We start from the raw sequence: 25,527 nt of genomic DNA on the forward strand, positions 1-25,527 counted from the left end.
CGTTATCACCAATAAACACCGAATAATACGGAATCATATTCTACAAATGCGATCAAAATCGGCTTTAGTGGCGTAAAAAAGCGTGTTTCAGTCCGACATTGCCTCTATTATCGCTTAGACACATTCAGCAATGAAATGAAACATCCAGTCGGTCGAGAGAGGATCTATGAATACACTGACAAGGACAAAAAAGGACGGTCAGGAAAGCCGCCTGATGAGCGGGTTTCTCAACGCGATTGAGAAAGCGGGCAACCGCCTGCCGGAACCGGCGCTTATTTTTTTCTACTTTTTACTCGCGGTGATGGGCCTGTCAGCGGTGTTATCGATGGTCGAATTCGATATCGTTAACCCGGTGACGCAGCAAACCGTGCAGATCAACAATCTGCTGTCGGCCGAAGCGCTGACCAGCACGCTCGCCAATATGGTCGCCACGTTCACCGGTTTCGCGCCGCTCGGTATTGTGCTGGTGGCGATGCTGGGGGTTGGCGTGGCGGAAAGCTCTGGCTTTATCAACGTGGCGCTGAAAAAGATGCTGCGCGTGACGCCGAAAAAACTGCTGACGCCGATGCTAATTTTCGTGGCGATGTTCAGCCACGTAGCGGCTGATGCAGGTTACGTGCTGGTGATCCCACTCGGTGCCATTATTTTTATGTCCGCAGGCCGTCACCCGCTGGTGGGTATTGCCGCTGCGTTTTCCGGGGTGTCCGGCGGATTCGCCGCCAATATGGTACCGACCGGCAACGATGCGCTGTTGCAGGGCTTTACCCAGGCCGCCGCCCAGCTGCTCGACAACACTTATACCGTTAATACGTTGTGTAACCTGTTCTTCGGTATCGCTTCGTCGATTGTAATCACGCTGGTTGGCTGGTGGGTCACCGAACGCATCGTCGAACCGCGGGTGAGCAAAATGCCCCTCGACGGCGATTTTAAGCACGACGAAGATATGTCTCACGTCTCCCCCCAGGAAAGCCGGGCGTTTAACATTGCCGGCGTGGTGATGATCCTCGGCCTGGTGGCCCTGGCCGCCGCCGCGTGGCCGCAAAGCTCGATGCTGCGCAGCCCGGATGGCTCGCTGACCGCCTACAGCGCGCCGATCATGAAATCTATCGTGCCGCTGATTTTCCTGATCTTCATTATTCCCGGCATCGTCTTCGGCTTTGCGTCACGCCGCTTTAAAACCGGGAAAGATGTGATTAACTCCATGAATGATTCGATGAGTAAAATGGGCTCATACATGGTGATGGCCTTCTTCTGCGCCATGTTCATCAAAGCCTTTAGCGATTCGAACATCGGCACGCTGGTGGCTCTGGCGGGTGCGGACGGCCTGAAAGCGATGGCGCTGCCGGGCGAAGCAACCATTATCGGCATGATTGTACTGACGGCGGTGGTTAACCTGCTGATTGGTTCCGCGTCGGCAAAATGGGGGCTGCTGTCGCCCATTATGGTGCCAATGCTGATGGCGGTCGGGATTTCCCCGGAGCTGACCCAAGCGGCGTTCCGTATTGGGGATTCCAGCACCAATATCATTACCCCGCTGATGGTGTTCTTCCCGCTGGTGGTGGTGTATTGCCAGCGCTATGTGAAGGGCGCGGGCGTCGGGACGCTGGTGTCGATGATGATGCCGTATTCCATCGCCTTCCTCGTGACCTGGAGCCTGTTCCTGCTGGCGTGGTGGAGCCTCGGTATGCCGCTTGGCGTGGCCGCACCGTACACCTGGTCTGCGGGCTAACGCATATCTCCCCTGCCCGGCGGCGTCCTGCTGTCGGGCAGGTTTTTTGTCATTCCGAATGAGCGTCTCGCTGAACTGATTTTTTGTCGCCTATACTGACAAAAAAACTGCCGGACGTTGCCATGTCATTACCTGACTTTCATGTTTCCGATCCCTACACCCTCGGCATTGAGCTGGAGATGCAGATTGTTAACCCGCCGGGCTTCGACCTGAGCCAGGACTCTTCGGCGCTGATCGCGGAGATTGGCGAGACAGGTTCGGCGGGCGAGGTCAAACACGACATCACCGAGAGCATGCTGGAGATTGCCACTGGCGTGTGCCACGACATTCATCAGGCCAGCAGCCAGTTTTCCACACTTCGCCAGGCGGTGCTGACCGCCGCGTCGGATCAGCATCTGCACATTTGCGGCGGCGGGACCCATCCGTTCCAGAAATGGCAGCGCCAGGAGGTGTGCGATAACGAGCGCTATCTACGCAACCTTGAGCAGTTTGGTTATCTCATTCAGCAGGCGACGGTGTTTGGCCAGCATGTTCACGTCGGCTGTCCCAACGGCGATGACGCCATTTATCTGCTGCATGGTCTGTCGCGTTTCGTGCCGCACCTGATTGCCCTCAGCGCCGCATCGCCCTATTTACAGGGCGCAGACAGCAGATTCGCCTCGTCGCGTCTCAATGTTTTTTCGGCTTTTCCGGACATGGGCCCGATGCCGTGGGTCGCCAACTGGCAGGAGTTTAGAGGATTATTTCGCCGCCTGAGCTATACCAGCCTCATCGACAGCATCAAAGATTTGCACTGGGATATTCGCCCCAGCCCGCATTTTGGCACGGTTGAAGTACGGGTGATGGACACGCCGCTGACCCTGGCGCATGCAGTGAACATCGCGGGGCTGATTCAGGCAATTTCCAGCTGGCTGCTGGAAACGCGGCCGTTCAAACACACGCCGCAGGATTATCTGCTGTATAAATTTAACCGCTTCCAGGCCTGTCGTTACGGGTTGGCGGGCGTGCTAACCGACGTGCATTCGGGGGAGCAGTCGACGATTTCCGATGACCTTCAGCGCCTGCTCGAGAAAGTCGCCCCGTGGGCCGATACGCTACAGGCCAGCAGCGCGATTGACGACCTTGCGCGGAGGGTCCAGCAAGGCTACAGCGAGGCAGACCGGATGCGTGAATTTATCGCCGACGGCGGCTCGTTGATAGCGCTGGTGGAAAAGCACTGCGAAATCTGGGCGGCGTAAGTCAGAAGCGGGCCTGGAGGGTTGCCGTCAGCGGGCGTTTCCCGGACAATGCCCCTTTTAACTGCTGATTAACAACACCATGAAGCATCCGCTTGAATCTCTGGTCACCGCTGGCGGCATTTTGCTGATGGCCTTTTTGTCCTGTTTGCTGCTGCCCGCCCCTTCCCTGGGGCTGACAGTGGCGCAAAAATTAGTGTCCGTTTTCCATCTGATGGACCTCAGCCAGCTGTACACCATTCTGTTCTGCATCTGGTTTTTGGTGCTCGGCGCGCTGGAGTTTTTCCTGCTGCGCTTCGTCTGGCGTCGCTGGTTCTCACTGGCGGACTAACCCGGTAAAATCGCGCATCCCTTCCACCAGCGCTTCGCACCACGCGGCATAATCATGGCCGCTGGACGATGGGTGGAAGCTGACGCGATACCCTTTGTCACGCAGCACCTGCTCAAACTCCCGCGTGTTCGGGTAATTTCCTCCGCCGGGACCGCGGGTTTCAAACCTGCCAGCCTGGAGCCAGAAGCGAATTGAGTAGCGCGGCGCCTGCTGATATTGGCGCGTTAACCAGTCAGTGGCTTCGCCTTTCGGCGCCCACCAGTAGGAACCGGACAGACTCAGCACGTTACCAAACAGGTTCGGATATCGCAGCGCCACCCACGCCGATGCCAGCCCGCCGTAGCTCGACCCCGCCAGCACCGTTTTATCCCGATGCAGACTCAAGCCTTTACGATGCAGCCACGGCAGCAATTCGTGCGCCATAAAATCGGCAAAACGCGGATTCGGCGGCAGCTCTGCCCCGCGGCGGGCGTTATCCAGGGTATCAATAAACACCACGTTGACCGGCGGCAGCACGTGGCGCGCAATCAGGTCGTCGAGCACGTTGGCAAAATGGTAATCGTCCTGATACTGCTTACCGTCAAACAGCAAAAGCGTCCAGCGCGCGGGCTGCGATACGCGTGGGCGATAAATGTTGATCTCGCGCGTGTTGCCGAGAAAGTCGCTGTCAATCTGATGGCGCGTCAACTGCCCGTACTGAATCGGCTTTTTCATGCGCTGTAAGGTGCAATAACGCGTCGGATCCAGCGCCAGCAGCGAATAACGGTTCCAGCGATCGCTGGCAGGATTGAGGCTGTCAGGATTGAACGGATCGGCCTGCGCACTGACCAGGATCGCCCGCTGCTGTTCGTGCGGATTACCCTCTATTTTCGGCACGTCCGGAGCCAGCTGGTATTGCATCAGCGTGTCAGTGGGGACGACATAGCTGCGAAACCAGACGTCAGAATTGCCGAGCCGGAAAAGCGGATCGTGCTCGCCCGCAGGCGATCCGAGCAAGAACACATTCTTATGCGCCCCACGCCATAGAAACGTCACCCGTTTATGCCGCGAATCGACCGGCTCCACCAGCGGCGTGCCCTCAAGCTGGCGCGCCTGCCAGAAGGCTTCGGTCGTTGCGCCGCTTTCAAGCTGTTTCGCCAGGGTTTGCAGTAGCGGGCTGGCAGGGTCCGGTTTGTCGGCGCTGGAAATCGCCGAGGTTTCTTTCATGCGCCACTGGAAATGCCAGCGGTCGCCTTCATTACCCTGCAGCACAAGCGTGGTGGTTTGGTGTGGCGGGAGTGAGAAAAGCAGCGTTTGCGTGCCGTCCGCCGGGCCGCCTTCAATCAACGCACGGATTCGGCGGTTATCGCGGTCGAGTAAACGGGCATCCGTTACGCCGGAAAGCGTCGCCTGCACATAGTTTTCGCCCAGCTCCGGCAACTCAAAACAGACCTCCCCGCTGGCATCAAATTTTCCTTTTTGCTCTCCCTGAACGGAAGGAGACTCGCAGGCCACCGCCGCGGCGGGCATCGTGCTCAGCCCAATCAACAGACCACTCCATGCCATCTTCATTACGTGCTTATTCCTGTAGAAACGGGAAAACAACGTTAATGCAAATGGGAATGGTTTTCAATATCACATAAAGAAAGGGTAATATCCCGCCCGGAAAGCGCATCGTCGCCGGGCAAAAAAAAACCGCGCACTAATGCGCGCGGCTTTGGTTTTCTTTACGCCACGCACCAGGCGGCTGTTTGAAGGTGCGTGTAAACACGCGGGTAAACGTCTGCTGCGAGTCAAAACCGTACTTCAGGCAAATGTCGTACACCCTCTGATCGGTATCGCGTAATTCCTGGGCCGCTAACCGTAGTTTGCGCTCGCGAATATAGCGGCCAAGGCTTTCCCCTTTTTGCTGCATAAACAGGCGCTGCAAATGCCATTTCGAATATCCCGCATGGCGGGCGATATCGTCAATACGCAGCGGCTGATGCAGGTTGTCGTCAATCCACTCGACGATGGTGTCAATAACCTGAGCGGAAATCGTCATACCTTCCTCCCCTTTCTGAACTGTAAGGTGGTTATTCCCACCAGGCACGGAACTGCTGGTCACGGTTGGCAACCCACACCGGCTCACCCTGAACCGGCGTTAGCAGGCGATAATCTTTCCCTTCGCTGGCGATGCTCAGCTGTTTGTACGGGTCATCCCAGGTATGTTTAGCCAGAACAAATCGCCCTGCATGGCCCGGTAATACCGCGCGAGCGTTCAGGTCAATCGCCGCCTGCGCGGTTTCTTCCGGTAGCATGTGAATGTATTTCCAGTCCTGGTCGTACTGGCCATTTTCCATAATGGCTAAATCAACGTGACCAAACTGCTCGCCAATGGCCTTGAAGTGCGGGCCATAGCCGCTGTCACCGCTGTAATAAATATTCTGCTCTGGCGTCACGAACATAAAACTGCCCCATAACGTCTGATTGCGTTTCAGGCCACGGCCGGAGAAATGGCGAGCGGGAAGCACATGCACGGTCAGTTCATCGCTGATGTCGACCTTTTGCTGCCAGTCCGCTTCGGTAATGATCGCGCTGTCCATCCCCCAGTAACGCAAATGCGATCCGACGCCCAGTGGGGTGACGACGCGTTTAATCTTCGGCCTCAGCGCCTTGATGGTGGCGTAATCCAGATGATCGTAATGGTCGTGAGAGATGATAAGCAGATCGATGTCCGGCATCGCGGCGGCGGTCCACGGGTACTCCCCTTCAAACGCTTTATTGAGGAATGAGAACGGCGCGGCGTAGCTGCTGAACACCGGGTCAATCAGGATCCGCTTCCCGGCGAGCTGCAAATACCAGGACGAATGGCCGAGCCAAATCATCACATCCTGCTGCACGGGTAGGCTCGCGAGGGAGGTTTTGACCATTGGCAGCGGCTGCGCGGGCCGAGCGTTCGGACGTTTAGTGGTCAGAAATTCCCAAATTGCACGCGGCATACTTTTCTGCCCGGACCAGCTGGGCGTCGGCTGCTGGTTATGAAACTGACCGTCGTAATAGTGCGCGGAGCTTTCCACAGCATTCAACTGTGCGCCCTGCGGCGCCTTGCCGAAACCGGCATTCAACACGAACGGTAAACTCGCTGCACTGGCAATTAACATAATGACAACCACACTTAAAAGAGGACGCTGCATATCCTGGCCCGAAGACTCGCTCCATCCGGCTGGAGACGATTAGGAGAAAACTTGATCATGAGTGAGTAAGCACTCATTATAGGAAGGTCGCGAAAGTCGTCAAGCCGATTTTCAATTTTTGACATTCAACATTGAAGTGCTGCAAGGGGCATGTTTCAATCGGTGTTTTTTCCAGCCTGAGAGGTAAAGTGTAGTGGCTCGTCCTAAGAGTGAAGACAAAAAACAAGCGTTACTGGAAGCCGCAACGGCCGCCATTGCTCAGCAAGGTATCGCGGCCTCAACGGCCCTGATCGCCCGCAATGCGGGGGTTGCCGAGGGAACGCTGTTTCGTTATTTCGCCACCAAAGACGACCTGCTCAACACCCTTTACCTGCACCTGAAAAGCTCGCTGTGTGAGACGATGCTGACGGGCATTACCGATGCCGTCACGCCGAAAGATTTCACCCGCTGCATCTGGAACAGCTATATTTCCTGGGGCGTACGTAATCCTGTCGGTCATAAAGCGATTCGCCGTATGGCGGTCAGCGAAAAAATCACCGCTGAAACCAAACAGCAGGTCACCGATATGTTCCCGGACCTGCACAAACTGTGTCAGCGTTCAGTGCGCAATATTTTTCTCACCACCGCATATCAGGCCTTTGGCGACGCGCTGTTTTTGTCGCTCGCCGAAACCACCATCGAATTTGCCAGCCATGAACCCGAGCGCGCGAACGATTTAACCGCCCTCGGATTTGAAGCCATGTGGCTGGCGCTGGCCGAAGAAACCACCGCATGAATGGCGACGCGTTAGTCAAACACGCGCACCAGTTTGCGCTGGAACTGCCCTTCACCGAACAAACCTGGCCGTTTGGCCCGGAATACGATGTGTATCGCGTCGGCGGTAAAATATTCATGATTGCCATGACCCTGCGCGGCAAACCGCTTATCAACCTGAAAGCAGACCCGCAGAAAGCCCTACTGCATCAGGAAATTTATAAAAGTATCGAGCCGGGTTATCACATGAACAAAAAGCACTGGATAACCGTTTACGGCGGCGATGACATCAGCCCTGAACTGGTGGAAGACTTAATCACCAACTCCTGGCACAAAGTGGTCGATAAACTGCCGAAGCGCGACCAGAAACGCCTGCGCCCGCAGTGATTTTATGGCGAAAACGATAAGTGTTATCGCATTTTTGACACTTATCATTTGCCGACACTCCCTGTACTCTGCTCCCACTGAATGCGCTTAAGGCGCTGTAATCCTTGAAGGGGAGTCATCATGGACATTATTTCTGTTGCGTTAAAACGCCATTCAACCAAAGCCTTCGACGCAAGCATGAAGCTGAGCGATGAACAAGCCGAAAACCTGAAAACCCTGTTGCAGTACAGCCCTTCCAGCACCAACTCCCAGCCGTGGCACTTTATCGTTGCCAGCACCGAAGAAGGCAAAGCGCGCGTCGCAAAATCTGCCGCCGGTGGTTTCGTGTTCAACGAACGCAAAATGCTGGATGCATCCCACGTGGTGGTGTTCTGCGCCAAAACGGCGATGGACGATGCATGGCTGGAAAAAGTGGTCGATCAGGAAGAAATTGATGGCCGTTTTGCGACCCCGGAAGCAAAAGCAGGCAACCAAAAAGGCCGCCTGTTCTTTGCCGATTTGCACCGCAAAGAGCTAAAAGATGATGCGCACTGGATGCAGAAACAGGTTTACCTGAACGTCGGTAACTTCTTGCTCGGCGTCGCTGCGATGGGCCTCGATGCCGTGCCAATTGAAGGTTTTGATGCGGCGGTGATGGACAAAGAGTTTGGCCTGACCGAAAAAGGCTTCACCAGCGTGGTGGTGGTGCCGGTTGGCCGTCACAGCGTGGAAGATTTCAACGCCGCGCTGCCAAAATCTCGCCTGCCGCAGAGCACGACGTTGACTGAGATTTAAGGCTTCTGCCCGGCCAGCGTGCTGCGACCGGGCGCTTTCAGTAAAGCTGGATTAGCGGTGATTCAACGCCGCAGGCCAACGCGTACCGCGTCAGGGTATCGAGACTGGCGCGGGTGACATTGGCTTCCATTCTCGAGACCGTCGGCGCGCTAACGCCCATGCGCTGCGCGACCTGTGAACGGGTTAAGCCCGCGTGCTCCCGCCATTGGGCCAGCATTTCACGCAATCTTTCCTGACGCATTTCGGCGTCAAATGCCGCCTGAAATCCAGGCTGCGCCAGCATTTCTGCCCGCACGTCATCCCAGTTAATGATTTTCTTGCTCATCCTGCATCTCCTTTAATCGTTTTATCGCCAGCGCCAGTTCCGTCACAGGTGTTTTTTGCGTCTTTTTCACCAATACCCGAAGCAACCAGATCGATTTCCCGTTTCGATAAACGTAGATCCCTCGCGAATGAAAGAATCCCACGGTACGGATTTCAAAAAACCCATGACCCAAAGGTTTTGAGTCAGGTTCTCGCAGTGCGGTTGGGTTTGCCCTCAGCTTGTCCAGTTGACGAAAAAACTGTGCCTGAACGGCCAAAGGAAACGACAAAATTTCTTCACGAACTTCACCGTACATAACTAATGTGAACATCCTGTTCGTTCTCCCGAAGAGATTAGCATATAAGGCAAATTGCATTAAAGGCTAAATGCAACCCATTGCCAGAAACGTAGCGTATCGGACAAAAGTAGTCACAACGGGTGAACAGAACGTGAAACACGCTCGAGAAAAATCGTTAAGACGAGGATTTTTGGGCAGGAAATAAGGTGTTAGTTTTCCCACGACATCTCTTTCCAGAGATTGTCATGGGATTAATGTGACTCAGCCCTGCTGTGCAAACCACGCCAGCGCCCGCTCACCTTCTTCGTCTACCGGTAAATAGACCAGCAAACGCGAACCGTTGCGGGGGGCAGAGTACCAGTACATCTGTTGCAGGCTAAACGCACCGAGTTCAGGGTGGTTAAACCGTTTGATTTGATTCTCGACGCCGCGCACTTCATAGCGCTGATGCCACAGAGCTTCGAATTCCGCCGAGGCCGCGAAGAACCGCGCCAGCTTGTTTTCCCACTCCGCCTCCCCACGATGTTCAGCCATTGCGGCACGAAAATAGGACACAAACATCGGCAGCACATCCGGGTTCGCCAGGCGACTGCGCCAGTTTTCATTGGTGAGATAAAGATAGATGCAGTTGCGGTCTTCTTCCGGGATCGTCGCGTAATCGACGCCCATCATCCGGCAAAAGCTGTCGTTCCACGCCACGATATCAAAACCGGGTGTCTGGATGCTGGCGGGCTGTGGCATCAGACTGTCGAGCATTCGGCGCGTACCGGGGCTGATGCCTTCACATTTCGGCACCTGCAACGATTCCAGCGGAGCCAGTCCGGCCAGCACGAACAGATGGCGCGTTTCCAGCGCGCTGCACTGCAACGCCTGTGCCACCGCCTGCATCACAACCACTGACGGATTCACTTCCCTGCCCTGTTCCAGCCACGTGTACCAGGTCACGCCGACGTCTGCCAGCATCGCCACTTCTTCCCGTCGCAGACCTGGCGTGCGGCGTCTTCCACTGCGCGGCAATCCGAGCCGCTGTGGATCCAGACTTTCTCGCCGTGAACGTAAGAATGCGCCGAGCTGTTTACGGTTGTCGTCATAGCGCGTAGCAACACGTTCAGGCTGTGTAATAAGTGACATGTCACCTCCAGCAGGGTAGTTCCAGTACCAGTATAAGCAAGAACTGGTACCCGTTTATTCATTCAGCGATGCTACGTCTGATCCCTGAATGACGCAATGGAGAATCCCATGAAAACGTCTGCTGTTTCACCCGGTCGCGCCGGTCTGTTGTTGCTCTTAACCGGGCAGATGTTACCGCTGATTGATACGTCCATCACCAACGTGGCGCTGGATTCCATCACCCGTTCGCTGCAAACCAGTCCGACTCAGCTGGAGCTGATTGTCGCGCTGTATGGCGTGGCCTTCGCCGTGTGCCTGGCGATGGGCAGCAAGCTTGGCGATAACTACGGTCGTCGACGTCTGTTTATGTGGGGCGTGGCGCTGTTTGGCCTGGCGTCCCTGCTGTGCGGTATGGCGAATTCGATTCATTCGCTGCTGGCGGCTCGCGTGTTGCAGGGCGCGGGGGCGGCGCTGATCGTGCCGCAAATCCTCGCTACCTTGCATGTCACGCTGAAAGGCTCCGCCCATGCACGGGCGATTAGCCTGTACGGCGGCATCGGCGGAATTGCGTTTATCGTCGGGCAAATGGGCGGCGGCTGGCTGGTGTCGGCGGATTTCTCCGGGCTGGGCTGGCGGAACGCCTTCTTCATTAACGTGCCGATTTGCCTGCTGGTACTGGCCTTTAGTCATCGTTATGTGCCCGAAACCCGCAGCGAAACGCCATCGGGCATCGACTGGCCAGGCACGCTGTATCTGGCGGCGATCCTGTGTTGTCTGCTGTTCCCGATGGCGCTCGGCATGGAGCTACACTGGCCGTGGGCGCTGAAGCTGATGCTGCTGGCTTTGGTACCACTGGTCTGGTTAATGCGCGTCAGCGCGCGGGCAAAAGAGCAGCGCGGGCAAACGTCTCTTCTGCCGCCGCGACTGTTGAAACTGCCGAGCATTCGCTTTGGTGTGCTTATCGCCCTGCTGTTTTTCAGCGCCTGGTCCGGCTTTATGTTTTGTATGGCGCTGACCATGCAGTCGGGTCTCGGCATGGCGCCGTGGCAGTCGGGGAACAGTTTTATCGCGCTCGGTATCGCCTATTTTATTTCTGCACTGTACGCCCCGAAAATGATTGCTCGCTACAGCATGGGACGCATTCTGCTCACCGGGCTGACGGTGCAAATTAGCGGCCTGCTGTTGCTGATGGTTACCTTCTGGTATTTCGGCATGCGCACCCACGCGCTAACGCTGGCCCCGGCGACTGCGCTGGTCGGCTACGGTCAGGCGTTGATTGTGAATAGCTTTTACCGAATTGGTATGCGTGATATCGACGCCCGCGATGCGGGAGCCGGCAGCGCCATTCTCAGCACCTTGCAGCAATCGACGCTGGGCCTCGGGCCTGCGGTGTTGGGCAGCGTATTTCTGGCACTGGCGTCACAGGGCGATTACACCGCCGCCATCGTCGGTTTCCTGGCGCTGGAAGTGGTGATGATGCTGGTCCTCGCCGCGCTGGTGCTGAGCTACCGTCGTCATTTGAATCGCAGCCCGCTACCGTCAATATAATCCCGGCTGATTTGCATCTCATTCTGTCAGCGGTCATTATGCCTTTTCAGATGCCCTAAATAATTCGAGTTGCAGAAAGGCGGCAAACGAATGAATCCCCAGGAGCTTACTTAAGTAAGTGACTGGGGGCGTGAGTGCAGCTAACGCATCTGCAGCTTGAAGTATGACGGGCATAATAGAAAGGAGATGTTATGCAGGAAATTATATTAGCCCTCAAACAGTGGGGCCTTGAGATAAACCACACCACATCACTGATTATTGTATTCGCCATTATTATTCTGACGGCAATAATCCTCCACGTTATATTGCACCGTATCGTTCTGCGCGCCTTTGAAAAACGCGCTCAGGCCAGCCAGCATTTCTGGCTGCAAATTATCACCCAGAATAAACTATTTCACCGGGTGGCGTTTACCCTGCAAGGGATCGTGGTCCAGGTTCAGGCCGCGCTGTGGCTGCAAAAAGGCAGCGACGCGTCCAGCATTCTGATTAACTGCGCCCAGCTGTGGGTGATGCTGTATACGCTGCTGGCCTTTTTCTCGCTGCTCGACGTGCTGCTGAATCTGTCGCAGAAATTCACCTTTTCCTCACAGCTGCCGCTGAAGGGCATTTTCCAGGGTGTCAAACTGGTCAGCGCCATTCTGGTCGGTATTCTGATTATTTCGCTGCTGTTAGGGCAATCGCCAGCCATTCTGATCAGTGGCCTGGGCGCCATGGCCGCGGTGTTAATGCTGGTGTTTAAAGATCCGATCCTCGGATTGGTGGCCGGCATTCAGCTTTCTGCCAACGATATGTTGCGTCTCGGCGACTGGCTGGAGATGCCGAAATACGGCGCGGACGGCGCGGTGACCGATATTGGCCTGACCACGGTGAAAGTGCAGAACTGGGATAACACCATCACCACGATTCCGACCTGGTCGCTGGTGTCTGATTCGTTTAAAAACTGGAGCGGAATGTCAGCGTCTGGCGGGCGTCGAATTAAGCGCAGCATTAATCTCGACACCACCAGCATTCATTTTCTCGATGAGCAGGAACAGCAGCGCCTGATTCAGGCTAAGCTGCTGAAGCCGTATATGGATAGCCGTCACCAGGAAATTAACCAGTGGAATGAACAGCAAGGCGGCGATGAGTCGATCCTCAATCGACGTAAAATGACTAACGTCGGCACCTTCCGTGTTTACCTGAATGAATATCTGCGTAGTCACCCGAGAATACGTAAAGATATGACACTGATGGTGCGCCAGTTAGCACCGGACGCCAACGGTTTACCGCTGGAAATATATGCGTTCACCAACACGGTAGTATGGGCAGAATATGAAGGGATTCAGGCCGATATATTCGACCATATTTTTGCCGTAGTGGAAGAATTTGGTTTGCGCATTCATCAGGCACCGACCGGAAATGATATTCGCGCATTGTCAGCGGCACGCACCTGACAATAAAACACCCGGCGGCGCTGCGCCGCCGGGCAATCTATCAGGCACGTTTTCTCAGCGTTTTAAACGCGATAAACAGGAACACCACCCACACCGGCAACAAAATGGCCGACAGTCGCATACTTTCCATCGTCAGCATCAGGCCGAGGATCATCAGCAAAAACGCGATGCAGATGTAGTTGCTGGCCGGAGCCCACAGTGCGCGGAATTTTGGCTCGCGCCCAATTCGACGCTGGGCGGCACGGAATTTCAGGTGCGCCAGGCAAATCATCACCCAGTTCAGCAGCAACGTCGCCACCACCAGCGCCATCAGCAGGCCGAACGCTTTATGCGGCAGGACGTAGTTCACCAGCACTACCAGCGAGGTTATCGCCCCGGAAAGCAGCAGCGAATTAACCGGCACGCCGCGACGATTCACCCGGGTGAGAAACTTCGGCGCGTTGCCCTGCACCGACAGGCCAAACAGCATTCGGCTATTAGAATAAACGCCGCTGTTATAGACCGATAACGACGCCACCAGAATGACGAAATTCAGCGCCGAGGCCACGATAGTGCTGTCGAGATTATGGAAAATCATCACGAACGGGCTGCTGTCGGAGGTGACATTCACCCAGGGATACAGCGCCAGAAGCACCACCAGCGAACCGATATAGAACAGCAGAATGCGATACACCACCTGGTTCACCGCCTTCGGAATGGTGGTTTCCGGATCGCGCGCTTCGGCGGCGGTTATGCCAATCAGTTCAAGTCCGCCAAAGGAGAACATAATCACCGCCAGCGACATCACCAGGCCATGCCAGCCGGTGGCAAAGAAACCGCCATGTTGCCACAGATTGTCGAAGCTCGCGTGTTCGCCGCCGTGGCCGGTAAACAGCATCCACAGCCCGAAACCAATCATGCCGAGAATGGCGAGCACTTTAATCAGCGCGAACCAGAACTCCGTTTCGCCATACAGGCGCACGTTCACCATGTTTACGGCGTTGATAATAATGAAGAACGCAGCGGCCCAGATCCACGTAGGCACTTCGGGTAGCCAGTACTGCATGTAAATTCCGGCGGCGGTCAGTTCTGCCATGCCAACCAGCACGAACATCACCCAGTAATTCCAGCCGGAGAGGAAGCCGGCGAAGGGTCCCCAGTATTTATACGCGAAGTGGGCAAAGGAGCCTGAAACCGGTTCTTCGACGACCATTTCGCCGAGCTGGCGCATGATCAGAAAAGCGATGATCCCGGCGATAGCGTAGCCGAGGATGACGGCGGGGCCAGCCATTTGAATGGCGGGGCCGATGCCGAGAAACAGACCGGTGCCGATAGCACCGCCGAGGGCGATTAACTGGATATGGCGGTTTTGCAGGCCGCGGTGAAGCGTCGGTTGAGTTTCCGAAGCAGCATCCGTTGGCAATTGGTCGGATGCCGATGACGCGTTTTTCACGTCTTTCCCCTGTAGCGTTTTTTAGAAGGGGCACCTTTTAACACTTCGACAGACGTGTCGCAAGTTTCGTCCCGGCGAGTAGCCCTGCCGGAACGAGGGTCACACTTAGAAATCGTAGCTCATAGAGACCTTCACGGTGCGCGGTTCGCCCTGGAAAACGTACGTGCCGTAGCTCTCCACACCGGACCAGTATTTCTCGTTGGTAACGTTATCTACGCCGACGCGCCAGACCATGTCGTTCTGGTCTGCATTGACGCGCATACGATAGCGCACGCCGAGATCAAGCGTGGTGTAGCTGTCGAGTTTCTTGGTGTTGGCCGCATCCGCGTACTGCGAACCGGTGTGGTTCACTTTCGCCGTCGCGGTCAGGCCATCAACCGGTTTGATGTCATATTCGGCGCCAACCACCGCGTAGAAGCGCGATACGCCAATCGCATCATGGCCGTCGTTGGTGCCGCCTGCGGTTTTGGTCATCTCCGGATCAAGCCAGGTGGTGCTGGCGTTCAGGCGCAGGCCGAGAACCGGCTCGCCAAAGACATTCAGCTCCAGGCCACGGTTACGCTGCTCGCCGTCGAGCACGTATTTGTTATCGCTATTAAGCAATGCCGATGGCTTTTTAATTTCGAACAGCGCCAGTGAACCGCCCACACGCGCGTAATCGATTTTCACGCCGACTTCGTTCTGCTTCGAATGCAGAATGCCCATGCTTTGACCGTAGTTCGACGCGCCTTTCGGGGCGTTGTCGCCCGGCTGCAACGCTTCGGTGTGGTTGGCGTACAGCGAGACCTCTTTCCACGGTTTGTAGACGATGCCGTACGTCGGCGTCCAGCGGCTTTCGGTGTAGCGCGACGTCGGGTCTTCATGGCCGGTAGCGTTACTGTAGTTGCGTACCACCACTTTCTGGTGCCGCGCAGCGGCGGTGAACAGCACCTGGTCGTCGAAGAAGCCGAGAGTGTCACTCAGCAGCCAGCCCTGCGTACGGCTGCGCGAGGTGGTCAGTGGGTCATAATAGTTGCCGCCGAAATACGCATTGTCCGGCTTCGCCACGTCGTGATTGTCATAGATGTTGGTGGTCGGATTGTTGGCCGACATGCGCCAGGCGGTGGCGTCAGAGCGAATCTGCGCCGAGTAGCCGACGTTGACTTTGTGAGAGATTGGACCGGTATCGAAATTACCACGCAGGCCGCCCATGCCGCTCCAGGCGTCGATGATGCGGTTGGTATCGAGACGACCGACGCTGGCCTCGCCGCTTTCGTCAATCAGATTCGGCGCAGAATAGGTGCCGATTTCATGAGAGTGCTGGCCGCCGAATGCGGCGTAGGTCGTCCAGTTACTGGTCAGGTCGTATTCGGCTTTCGCCATACCGAATTCGCTTTCGATATTGCTGTAGCCCCATTTCTGGCTGTAGTTATCGCCGTTGTCCGGTACATCAGGAATGAAATCCACGCCGCTGATGTTGACGCCCATCTCACCACCATGGAAGGTTTTCTTCTGGTAGCCAAGGTCGAGTGAGGTACGCAGACGCTCGCCGCGATAGTCGAGTCCGACGGACGCCAGGGTGGTGCGGCGTTTATCCGCATCGATGGCGGTTTCCCCTTCCCTGTCGACGAGGTTCACGCGCACGCCGAACTGGTTGTCATCGCCAAAGCGACGGCCCAGATCCAGCGTACCGCCGACCTGAGAATCCGAGGTGTAATCCACGCCCACGCTGGCGGTCGGGGTATCTTCCGCACGTTTCGGTTCGAGGTTGATCATCCCGCCGACGCCGGTGCTCGACGCGCCGTTCAGCAGGCCGTTTGCCCCTTTGAAGATTTCTACGCGCTCAAGCATCTGGGTGTCCATCACCTGACGCGGTACCACGCCCGATAAACCGCCCATGGTCATATCGTCGCCGTCCAGCTCAAAGCCGCGGATTTTGTAGGTTTCGGCAAAGTTACCGTAGCCCTGCACCGGCTGCACGCTGGCGTCGTTGCTGACCACATCGGCGATGGTTTTGGCCTGCTGGTCTTTTACCAGTTTTGAGGTGTAGCCGATGACGTTGAACGGTACGTCCATGGCGTTCTGTTCGCCGAGCATCCCCATGCGCCCGCCGTGGGCGATTTGCCCGTCGAGGAACGCCGGAACCAGATCGTCACCCCCGGATTTAAAATCGCTCCCTTCGATGGCCTGCACCACCATAGTTTCTTCTGTTTTTTTGCTGGTGTTGCCTGAAGCGTCCGCCGCAAAGGCGGAGTGTGAAACCGCGCTGATGGCGATAGCCAGCAGCGTTTTACGAAACGCAGTTGTGTTGGTGTTTTGCATAGTTTTTATTAACGAGGCTTAAGTGAAACAAAATGACCCGTTACCGGGCCGGTCTTTTTTATTTGTTCAAAGCAATGCGTACGACGCTGTCGGGTCCAGTGGTTGAATGATCTTTATTGAAGGCTTGCTTGACGGTGACGTACAGCGTCTGACCATCGGCGGAGAGCAGCAGGCTGTTCGGGTTCGGCTTCAAATCCCAGCGTTTTTTCACCGCGTAGGTGGTGGCATCGAGGCTCAGCACTTTGCCGGATTCACGCTGCGAGACATAGATTTCATGGCGTTTCGGGTTGAACACCACGCCGAGTGAATCGCCGATTTCCAGCGTCTTAATCACTTTTCCGCTGTGAATATCCAGCACCAGAGTGGTTTTGGCTTCGGAATTGTCGGTGACAAACAGACGGCCGATGGCGTTATCTTCAGCGATATTCAGCAGCAGCGCCGGTTTGTCTCCCAGAGGCTTCCAGCGCTGTTCGATGCGATTGTTGCGTGGATTGATCACCAGAATTTCACCGCCGCCGTTGGCTGCATAAATGCGCCCGGTATTCGTGGAATAGTGCAGGCCGGTCATCCATTTTCCGGTGTTTTTGATGCGGGTTTTCAGCTTCAGCGTTTTTGCATCAACCACCCAAATCACCGCCGGGTCCGCCACCGCCCCGATGTACAGCGTGTCGTTGTGCAACAGAATCTGGCGCGCGCCGTACGGCAGGCCTTTTTCGTTACGCTCCGGGAACAGCAGACGGGCTTTCACCTTGCCGTCGGCGGTGTTCAGGGCGCTGATACCGCCATCAAGGGAGTTGGTGACGTAGACGGTTTGACCATCGTCAGAAATGGCCATGCCAAAGTTTTTCAAATCGGTGTGGCTGGCGCCAACGGTTTGCAGCGTTTGTGAGTCGAGTTTGTATACCACCCCGCCCTGCACGTCTTTAAACCCTTCCGCACTGGCAACATACAGCGCATCCCCTTTCGGGTTCAGAGCCATTTCATACAGGCCGTCGGCCAGTTCACGTTGAGTCAGATTTTCAGCCGCCTCAGATGCGGTCACTTTTGGGGGGATTGGGGCTACGGGAGCGCTCTGCGAAGCACATCCCGCCAGCGAGAAAGCCAGCGCCATTGCGGTGAGTTGACGTTTCATGAAAAGTTCCCTGCAAAATTAAATAAAAACGAAAATGAGAACTATACGCATTATCTTCATTGTTTCAAGCATAAACATGCAGGGTTTTTGAAGGCAAAAGAAAAGGCCCCAGAAAGGGGCCTTGAGGTAATTCAAGCCATTTCGCCCGACATGCAAGCGCCGCCGGGCAACGTTCATCAGAACTGATAGCTGTAGTTGACGCTCGCAAACCAGAAATACGGATTGTCGATATGGCCAGAGAAGACCTCCGGCGAAGAGACTTTGCCCGACTGCATATGCAGATATTCCACCGCGAGGCCAATATTGCTCGCCGGGGTAATTTGATACTGCGCCCCGCTGGCAAAACGCCATTCGTCGCCGGTTGGCATACTGAGGGACATATTGCCCTGGTCGTGATATGGCGTGCTGTCAAAGGCGACACCACCATTCAGACGCCATTGCTCCGTTGGACGATACTGCACACCAAGCGCGGTATGCCAGGTGTCTTTCAGGCGGCTGTTGTTGTTGACTGTCTGTCCTTCAACGGTGATTTGCGGCGCACCGAACTCACTCCAGTCCTGCCACCCCAAATCGCCCATCACAGACCACTGCTTATTAATATCATGCACCAGGCTCAGCATGATTTGCTGCGGCGCGCGAACCTGCGCGGTCAACGGCAGTTCAAAGTTACCCTGCGGCAGACGCACCTTGCCATCGATATCAAAATCGTAATCCGTTTTGCTGTTCCAGGTAATACCGGCGCGGGTCTGGTCGGTCAACTGCATTAACAGACCGAGACGGTAGCTGGCGGCCCAGTCGTGATCTTTCTGCGTTTTATCATCGCCGTCTACGTTACGCGTCAGGCTGAAAAAACCGTAGTTCGCATTCACCGACGCGCCGACGGAAACACGATCGCTGAGCTTATACGCCAGTGACGGGCTGATGGTCAGCGCCATCATGGTACTCTTTTTGACCAGGCCATCTCCCGCCCAGTCACCGTAATCAATGCCGAGACCAAAGTTGCCATACATGCCTATCCCGGCGTACAGGTTATCGGTCACCTTTTGGCTATAGAATGCGTTGCCGTTAGGCATCACATCCAGCACGTTGCCAGGGCTTTGTCTGTCGTTATCAAGCTGATAATCGATATTCCCGCCCAGCGCCTGTAAACCACCGGTAAACATATGGTCTGGCAAGCGGGTCATCCCCGCCGGGTTGCTGGCGATTGTCGACGCGTCCTGCGCACGCGCGGCCTGCCCGGCACCAGCCAGAGCAGTATCTTCAGTCCCGATTTCATAGAAATAGAGAGCACTAGCATGTGCAAGAGATGTGCAAAGCAATCCAGAGCACACGAGGGCGAGTTTTTTCATTTGCTACCTGCCAAAAAATAAACGTTCTATACCCAGAGGAGGGTATGCATTGTTATTGGTAAAAAAAGCATAGTTACCCACCACGAATTTGCCAGTAACAAACCGACGGTTAACCCCTTCATTTAGAAGGGGCAAAAGAATAGCAAAGGGGGACTTGCTTCTTCAGTAAAAGAACTATTTATAATTAAACGCCGTGACTATTTCAGCATACGATCAAGCTGAGTTTTATCGGCGGCCTGCGCTTTTTCAGCCAGCGGCGGGAACTGAGCCGGCGTGTAGTAGTCGGCCGGCGATGGCAGACGTTCCATACCACGCCCTTTATAGATTTGCAGCTCGCCTAGCGTGGAGAGCTTAATACCGTCAATCACTGCGGGCATGTGCAGCTGATACGGATCTGCATTTTCAAATGGCACCGGGGTCGGGAAGCGATTTTCACTGAGTGAATAATTGCGCTTGAGCACCAGGAATTTGTCCGGCACCCGGCGCTTGCTGTTCCACCAGTCGCCGTCCACTTCCCGGAACATTCTTTCGGTTTGCTCGCGCGTCACCACACCAAGCCCAACCAACGCCTGATGGATTTGCTTGTCCATCGCCTTGTTATAGGCATCAATTGAACCGGCGTTGCCTTGCAGAATCACGTTAATGGCAAGCCGTGCGCCGAGCAGATTGGAGTAGAGGTCTTCCGGCGAAAACGCAGAAATTTCCTCAGAGAAACCGGGCACCGACTGGAAGCCGTACCATTGGGCAATCTCATGCCATTGCGCCAGTTCAAAGGCTATTTTCCCCGCCAGCCACGCCGCCAGGGTGTAGCGCTGCGGCATCGATGCCGGAGGTGTAAAGGCGTTGAGCTGAACACGACGCAGGCCGAGTTCTTCGCTGTAGAAGAATCGCCACTGGCTACCCAGCTTCGGGTAAATCCGCGAGAAAATATAGAAGGTGTTATCGGCGGTATCACGCACGTGGGCGATGTCGATAAACCCGCCGCGATGGGTATATATCAGCCCGCTTTTTTCATCGTTCAGGCCGATCAAATCTTTTACCGCCGCTAGCGCGCTGTCGTTGTAATGATGATGCCCGAGCGTGTCGATGGTCAGCACGTTACCAATCTGATACACCGGGATAGGTACGCCAATTGCGCGCACATTAAGGTCATAGCCAAACGCACAGCACGGGCGCAGCGACTCCGGCGCGACCAGATGGCCGACGACCGGCGATACGCGCCGGGCCTGTTCTACCGGCAGCAGCGTGTCGCTTGCCATCACCGTGCTCGTTACCAACAGAAAACTCAACAACCAGCCCCGCATCAAAACGCCTCCGCAACCTGGAAATAGAAACCGGCACTTTCCCGGCCAAAACCTAAATCAAGCCGGATATTCATCGCAGGCTTCACTTCAAAACGGTACCCCACGCCAACCGATGGCAGCAGCGGGTTATCACCTAAATCTGACGGCGAACTGCCCAGCGCGCCGACACCGGCCCACAGCACATAGCCGTGACGCCAGTTGAGTTTTTGCCGGTACTCGACCTGGCCGCTGACCACGTCGTTATCGCGGTAGCGTCCCTGATAGTAGCCGCGCAGACGGTTATCGTCACCCGCTTCTGACAGCCGGTCCCAGGGCACATCGCCGTGGGTGAAACGTCCCCACAGGTCAAACGCCAGCACGCGTTTATCATCGATCGGATGATAGTAATTGTATTGCAGCTTAGTGGCGGTGAAGTGCGTGTCAGACCCTAAAGACGGGTCGAAATAGCTGTACTCCACGCTGATGTACTGCCCGTGATGCGGCTGGGTGATGGCATCGCGCGAATCGTAGTTCACGCTGACGGTCGCGCCAGAGCTAAGCGGATTGGTCGAGTCGGTGTACTGCGAGAATTTATCGCCTGGCTTGCGATCATCGACGTTGGCGTTCATCGACGAGAAGTCCCAGCCGACGCCGAGATAGAGATTATCCACAATTTGGCGCATCAGCTGTGGATGCACCTGGATTGAGTTATCGTCATATTTCTGCGAACTGCCCTGCGCCGCATCGTAGCCTACGCCCCAGAATTTAGTCGGCACTTTGGCGATACCGCCGTCAACAAACAGACGCCAGCGGTCATCGGTAAAGAAAGTGTAGTTATGCAGCCCAAGGCCCAGCGCACCGCTGGTACTGACGAACCCGGTGAAGGAAATGGATGAGTTTTGAGTCTTTTTGTCGTTGGGATCCATACGATAAATCCCCGCCACTGCCGTGCCGAGTCCGAGCTTCAGTTCCGGGGTATAAAACGGCCCCGGCAGCACGCTCCAGTCGATGCCTTTGCTGGGATCATACTGGTTATCGGCCCCGAGCTTTCCCAGAAAATCATCAATCGACTGCTGACTGATTTCGGCCATGGCCGGTGTCGCCATTCCTGCGCTCACCAGCCCTGCCAGCACTGCTAACCATTTGTTCATCAGAAGCGATATTCACCCGCGACAAAGAAGCTATTACGATCGTTAAAGCCGAACTCGGTCAGGACGTTGAAATTCTGAGTGATTTCGTACTGCGCGCCCAACAGCATATTCCACGGTGACGTCAGGTGCTGTTTCACGTCAAAGCGCCCGTCTTCCACCACGCTATTCAGCTGAGAAGGCAGATTCAGGTCAGAGAGGTTGCCCTTAAATTCCTGCTGAACGTCCTGATACATGCTTCCGACCCACAAACTGAGATGCGACGGCCCGTCCAGGCCCTGAAATTCAAAGCGATAGCCTACACGAGGCGACACGGTAAGCGCAGAAATTTTTCCGTCGAGAATATCAAAACTGGTCTGGGTATAGTTGGTATCGAGGATAGTAAACCAGTTGCCATAGCCACCCGCCAGGGTCACCCCCGCCCCGTAAGTCGTGCCTTCGAAGTTCAGCTTGAAGTCGAGATCCTGCAATGCCCCGCTCTCATAACCGGCGTGTACCGCCTGGGCGATAATGTGATCCCGATTAGGATGGAGGATCGTACCGGGCGCATAGTTGGAGGGATCGGCATCCACGGAGATGTTCGACACCGACGAGCCTTTGGTATGGCCGAGAATGCCGTAGACGTTGAGGAACGGGAACACCCACATGTCCAGGCGCAAGTTTTCAGTTTCGCTGCGCTGACGGGTGTCGCCGATGCCGATGTTGAACATGTCATCCGGGATCGGCATCCCACCCACTTTCAGCCCGGTCAGCGAGATGCTGTCGACGTTGATGTTCTGGCGCATGTTCATATAGCTGACGTTGACCCCGAACGGCAGCGGAATGGAGTACCCGCGCGCACGCGCCTCGTCGCCCCAGATAGGGAACATGCTGTCGCTGGAGGATGAATCCTCGGTGCTGAGCGAACTGTCGCTGCTGCCGCTCGCATCCGTCTGAGGGGGGGTAGCACCACAGGCTGCGCCGGAAATCAGCAGCAGAGGGACCAGAGTTTGACTCCATTTCATCATCATTTTTCTCATTTACGCGTTGCTCCGCCTATAGCCCGGAGCCGACATTAAAATAGACCGCCTGATCTCCCCCGCTAAAGGCGATATCTGCACCGGTATACAGCCCGTATTTTCGGGCAATCAGATAGCGAAAACCTGTTCCCCAGGCCACTTCGCTGGTACTGAACAGATCATTATTATCATTGGCAGCACTGCCCGCGCCGACAAATCCTTGCAGGATCCAGCGCGGCGTAACCTGCCATGCAAGCTGAGTTTGCGCGGTCGCCACGTAATCGCCCTGATAGCGATAACGCGAAATACCCCGCAGATTAATATCCGGTCGCGTCATTGGCGGCAGATGCTGATCGCTGTTGGTCAGCGCCTGATAGTCACCGGCCAGTGCCAGCGTGAGCGTTGGGCTTAACGGCAGAAAATATTTACCATCGAGAGTCAACTGATTGTAGCGATAGTCGCCTCCCAGAAAAGAACTGTAAAATCGGTACTCCGCGCTTAATGACAGCCCTTTGTGAGGATAGAAAAAATTATCTGTGGTGTCATATTCCGCCATCAATCCGACGGCAGACGAGGTACTTTCACTGCCGAACACACGCTGCCAGGCCGCATTGATCAGCTTGTTGTTATCCGCAGAAATTTCGGTGCGAGCATAAATTTGCGTTACCCCGAGAAAGACCGGGGAATCTCCCACGCGAAACTGCAGCCTTTGCAACGCACCGTAGCCTTTAGTATTGGTGTTAATCGCGCGATTTTTGCCAAATCCCAGTACATCACCGCTGTAAATATCGAGGTTGATATTGGCATAACCCGCACCGACCAGATAGCGGATGTGATCGTTATTCCAGGTGTGTCGATGCCCACCGCCCGCAAACCAGGTGCCATTTTCCGTTGCACCGCCGCCAAACGCCGACATGTTTGGCGGAATAAAGCGATCGCCATCCATCGACCCTTTACCGTGTAAAAACAGGCCAAACAGACCGCCGCCGTAGCCAATCGCCGGTTCGGTTATCATCATCGGAATCGGTAAAAAGCCGTAACGGTTATCGCGCAGGTAGTCGCTCATGTCGAACATACCGTCCTGCGGGTCGAACATACTCGCAGCAAAGCTGTGGATGCTGGTGAACAGCAGCCCCAGTGCTGCCAGTCTGCGCCGCATCATGCCTCCGGCCTGCCCGGCGGCGTCGCAGGGGCCGCATACCAGTTCTCTTTCGCCACCATCACCGCGTCTTCCGGCTGCAGCACGAAGTTCGGCGACATAATCTGCACACCAAATTCGTTAAACACGTCCTGAATATTGCTGTGCAGCGCGTTACGCGCCACCGCCAGTGAAGTACCCGGCAGCAGTCGCACCTGAAGTTCGTATGAAATGTACCAGTCCATCAGGCTGAGCTGACGCACCAGCGGCGCCTCGGCATGATCGACGATACCGTCGGTACGACGGGCCGCCAGCTCCAGCATCGCGTGCACCTGCCGCCACGGCGTGTCATAGCCGATGGTTACGCCGGTCGTGAGGTTCACACCGCCGCCAGGGTTTTGCGCGCTGAGGTTGGTAATTTTGCCGCTGACCACTACCGCGTTGGGCACCGTCACAACGTAGTTTTCGCGAGTAATTATTTTGGTGGCCAGCAACCCGATTTCGCTGACCTGGCCTTCATTGTCTGCAATTCGGATAATGTCACCTTTGTGCAATGCGCGGGAGTAGATAAGCACCAGTCCGCTCATGGCATGGTTCATCACCCCCGCAGAGCCGAGCGTCAGCATCAGTCCGAAGAAGACGCTGATCCCTTTGAACGCCAGCGAGTTTGCACCAGGCAGGAAGGGATAGGCGGCTGAGAGAGCGAATAACCAGACCATCACCGAAATCAGTTTGCGCGTGGTGCCAACCGTTTCCGGATGTAAACCAGGGAGCTGCACTTTACCCGCCGCCACCTGGTTAAGTAAAACCTTCAATAATTTAATAATAAACGATGTAATCAGGAAGATAATCAAAACGATAAGCAAGCCGGGCAGCGCTGAGGCAATCGACACCGTGATTTTTTGCAGCGCCCGGTAAGTCCAGTCGCCGAGCGATTCTCCCCAGACACGCGTCCAGGGAAACAGGCTGAATGCCCAGCCGAGCCACAGGTACACCGCCAGCAGCGACACCAGGATCATTAGCAGGCCGTACAGCTTAGATTCAATCGCCCCTAAAAAACGCCGCCAGCTAATGGGAATAATGCCGCGCTTTTCCAGCAACATCATCAGGTTATAGCGCCTTACCCAGCGCCAGGTGCGGTACGCGCCGTAGCATAAAAGTGCTACCGCCAAAGCGCCTGCCACGGTTTTCAGCACCGCCAGCACCAGATATCCGGTGTTGTACTGGTCGCTTAACGCCGAGCGCTGCAGCTCCATACGCGCCAACACCCGCTGGGCAGCCTGATCGAGGGTTAAGTCATCCCCTTCATCCAGATCGGCCTGGCTCAGTAACATTATCGGTTTGCCGTTCATCAGGAACAGGCGCGCGGGCTGGTTATAACGGGTTATGGGTTCGACGGTCAGCGGTTTGCTAACGTCGTCATGGGTGAATGCACGAAGCGTATTGCGAATGCGCAGAACACGCTCTTCCGGCGTGCTGAGGCCAAACTTTGCCTGAAGCATGACAATCGGTTGGTGGAAAATATAGACCGTCCGCGCCCGCTCCTGATCAGTGGGTTGCAGCCGGGGTTCGGCGGCGAATAACGGAAACGCAAGCAACAGCGAAAGCCACGCCAGTAAAACATGCCGCATCCTGTTCATAATCAACACCCGCAGAAGTAAAAATTATCGTTATTATTCAGAGCACAAA

General features: G+C 55.6%; 23 protein-coding genes. 8 read left to right on the plus strand and 15 right to left on the minus strand.

Annotated elements, in window-relative coordinates:
* Positions 1–166 precede the first annotated feature (166 nt).
* The 3 genes from MUU51_RS20070 to MUU51_RS20080 all read left to right on the plus strand — a co-directional run bounded on the left by MUU51_RS20070 (position 167) and on the right by MUU51_RS20080 (position 3,295).
* The gene (locus MUU51_RS20070; RefSeq protein WP_159774386.1) at positions 167–1,729 is read left to right on the plus strand and encodes an AbgT family transporter; all 1,563 of its coding nucleotides are present in this window, start codon (positions 167–169) and stop codon (positions 1,727–1,729) included.
* 122 nt (positions 1,730–1,851) lie between these two features.
* Positions 1,852–2,967: a YbdK family carboxylate-amine ligase gene (locus tag MUU51_RS20075; protein ID WP_159774388.1), complete on the plus strand. Its 1,116-nt coding sequence runs from the start codon at positions 1,852–1,854 to the stop codon at positions 2,965–2,967.
* A gap of 79 nt (positions 2,968–3,046) precedes the next feature.
* Positions 3,047–3,295: a DUF1158 domain-containing protein gene (locus tag MUU51_RS20080; RefSeq protein ID WP_110511124.1), complete on the plus strand. Its 249-nt coding sequence runs from the start codon at positions 3,047–3,049 to the stop codon at positions 3,293–3,295.
* Here MUU51_RS20080 and MUU51_RS20085 read toward each other — a convergent pair.
* From MUU51_RS20085 to MUU51_RS20095, 3 genes are all read right to left on the minus strand, one after another.
* A complete protein-coding gene (locus MUU51_RS20085; RefSeq protein ID WP_258968450.1) occupies positions 3,281–4,846 on the minus strand; it encodes an alpha/beta hydrolase in 1,566 nt (521 codons plus the stop codon). The genes MUU51_RS20080 and MUU51_RS20085 overlap by 15 nt on opposite strands.
* Positions 4,847–4,976: 130 nt before the next feature.
* On the minus strand, positions 4,977–5,318 hold the full coding sequence (locus MUU51_RS20090) for a RamA family antibiotic efflux transcriptional regulator (RefSeq protein WP_159774392.1): 342 nt from the start codon (positions 5,316–5,318) through the stop codon (positions 4,977–4,979).
* A gap of 31 nt (positions 5,319–5,349) precedes the next feature.
* Entirely contained in the window at positions 5,350–6,450 is a 1,101-nt protein-coding gene (locus tag MUU51_RS20095; protein WP_258968451.1) for an MBL fold metallo-hydrolase, read from the minus strand.
* A 193-nt stretch (positions 6,451–6,643) separates the two neighbouring features.
* On the opposite strand from MUU51_RS20095, the gene MUU51_RS20100 reads away from it, so the two are divergent.
* The 3 genes from MUU51_RS20100 (at position 6,644) to nfsB (ending at position 8,364) form a co-directional block, all read left to right on the plus strand.
* Complete coding sequence (locus tag MUU51_RS20100; RefSeq protein WP_159774396.1) at positions 6,644–7,225, plus strand: TetR/AcrR family transcriptional regulator; 582 nt, start codon at positions 6,644–6,646, stop codon at positions 7,223–7,225.
* Positions 7,222–7,590 carry an MmcQ/YjbR family DNA-binding protein gene (locus MUU51_RS20105; RefSeq protein WP_258968452.1) on the plus strand — a complete coding sequence of 123 codons (369 nt, stop codon included), beginning with the start codon at positions 7,222–7,224 and terminating at the stop codon, positions 7,588–7,590. Before MUU51_RS20100 ends, MUU51_RS20105 begins: the two co-directional genes overlap by 4 nt.
* A gap of 120 nt (positions 7,591–7,710) precedes the next feature.
* Positions 7,711–8,364 (plus strand): oxygen-insensitive NAD(P)H nitroreductase, encoded by a 654-nt coding sequence (nfsB, locus tag MUU51_RS20110; RefSeq protein WP_159774400.1) that lies wholly within the window; start codon positions 7,711–7,713, stop codon positions 8,362–8,364.
* 37 nt (positions 8,365–8,401) lie between these two features.
* Here the strand turns inward: nfsB and MUU51_RS20115 are convergent, their stop codons facing one another.
* The 3 genes from MUU51_RS20115 to MUU51_RS20125 form a co-directional block, all read right to left on the minus strand.
* Entirely contained in the window at positions 8,402–8,689 is a 288-nt protein-coding gene (locus MUU51_RS20115) for a helix-turn-helix domain-containing protein (RefSeq protein ID WP_159774402.1), read from the minus strand.
* Entirely contained in the window at positions 8,670–8,999 is a 330-nt protein-coding gene (locus tag MUU51_RS20120; RefSeq protein ID WP_258968453.1) for a type II toxin-antitoxin system RelE/ParE family toxin, read from the minus strand. Before MUU51_RS20120 ends, MUU51_RS20115 begins: the two co-directional genes overlap by 20 nt.
* 228 nt (positions 9,000–9,227) lie before the next feature.
* Entirely contained in the window at positions 9,228–10,097 is an 870-nt protein-coding gene (locus MUU51_RS20125; protein ID WP_159774406.1) for a helix-turn-helix transcriptional regulator, read from the minus strand.
* Between the two features lie 108 nt (positions 10,098–10,205).
* On the opposite strand from MUU51_RS20125, the gene MUU51_RS20130 reads away from it, so the two are divergent.
* Both MUU51_RS20130 and MUU51_RS20135 read left to right on the plus strand, forming a co-directional pair.
* A complete protein-coding gene (locus MUU51_RS20130) occupies positions 10,206–11,624 on the plus strand; it encodes an MFS transporter (protein ID WP_258968454.1) in 1,419 nt (472 codons plus the stop codon).
* Between the two features lie 191 nt (positions 11,625–11,815).
* Complete coding sequence (locus MUU51_RS20135; protein ID WP_159774410.1) at positions 11,816–13,057, plus strand: mechanosensitive ion channel family protein; 1,242 nt, start codon at positions 11,816–11,818, stop codon at positions 13,055–13,057.
* 40 nt (positions 13,058–13,097) lie between these two features.
* Here MUU51_RS20135 and pheP read toward each other — a convergent pair whose 3' ends face one another.
* The 9 genes from pheP to MUU51_RS20180 all read right to left on the minus strand — a co-directional run bounded on the left by pheP (position 13,098) and on the right by MUU51_RS20180 (position 25,469).
* Positions 13,098–14,489: a phenylalanine transporter gene (gene pheP / locus MUU51_RS20140; protein ID WP_258968455.1), complete on the minus strand. Its 1,392-nt coding sequence runs from the start codon at positions 14,487–14,489 to the stop codon at positions 13,098–13,100.
* Between the two features lie 105 nt (positions 14,490–14,594).
* On the minus strand, positions 14,595–16,790 hold the full coding sequence (locus MUU51_RS20145; RefSeq protein WP_258968456.1) for a TonB-dependent receptor: 2,196 nt from the start codon (positions 16,788–16,790) through the stop codon (positions 14,595–14,597).
* A gap of 58 nt (positions 16,791–16,848) precedes the next feature.
* Complete coding sequence (locus MUU51_RS20150; RefSeq protein WP_258968457.1) at positions 16,849–17,922, minus strand: YncE family protein; 1,074 nt, start codon at positions 17,920–17,922, stop codon at positions 16,849–16,851.
* Between the two features lie 176 nt (positions 17,923–18,098).
* Positions 18,099–19,271 carry an OmpP1/FadL family transporter gene (locus MUU51_RS20155; protein ID WP_159774418.1) on the minus strand — a complete coding sequence of 391 codons (1,173 nt, stop codon included), beginning with the start codon at positions 19,269–19,271 and terminating at the stop codon, positions 18,099–18,101.
* 197 nt (positions 19,272–19,468) lie between these two features.
* Positions 19,469–20,575 carry a DUF4056 domain-containing protein gene (locus tag MUU51_RS20160; protein WP_159774445.1) on the minus strand — a complete coding sequence of 369 codons (1,107 nt, stop codon included), beginning with the start codon at positions 20,573–20,575 and terminating at the stop codon, positions 19,469–19,471.
* Complete coding sequence (locus MUU51_RS20165) at positions 20,575–21,705, minus strand: BamA/TamA family outer membrane protein (protein ID WP_159774420.1); 1,131 nt, start codon at positions 21,703–21,705, stop codon at positions 20,575–20,577. The genes MUU51_RS20160 and MUU51_RS20165 overlap by 1 nt, the downstream gene beginning before the upstream one ends.
* Positions 21,705–22,706: a porin family protein gene (locus tag MUU51_RS20170; RefSeq protein ID WP_258968621.1), complete on the minus strand. Its 1,002-nt coding sequence runs from the start codon at positions 22,704–22,706 to the stop codon at positions 21,705–21,707. The genes MUU51_RS20165 and MUU51_RS20170 overlap by 1 nt, the downstream gene beginning before the upstream one ends.
* Before the next feature lie 31 nt (positions 22,707–22,737).
* The gene (locus tag MUU51_RS20175; protein WP_159774449.1) at positions 22,738–23,859 is read right to left on the minus strand and encodes a BamA/TamA family outer membrane protein; all 1,122 of its coding nucleotides are present in this window, start codon (positions 23,857–23,859) and stop codon (positions 22,738–22,740) included.
* Entirely contained in the window at positions 23,859–25,469 is a 1,611-nt protein-coding gene (locus MUU51_RS20180) for a mechanosensitive ion channel family protein (protein WP_258968622.1), read from the minus strand. The genes MUU51_RS20175 and MUU51_RS20180 overlap by 1 nt, the downstream gene beginning before the upstream one ends.
* Positions 25,470–25,527 lie beyond the last annotated feature (58 nt).

It is taken from the genome of Scandinavium manionii (assembly GCF_024764775.1).
GTDB lineage: Bacteria > Pseudomonadota > Gammaproteobacteria > Enterobacterales > Enterobacteriaceae > Scandinavium > Scandinavium manionii.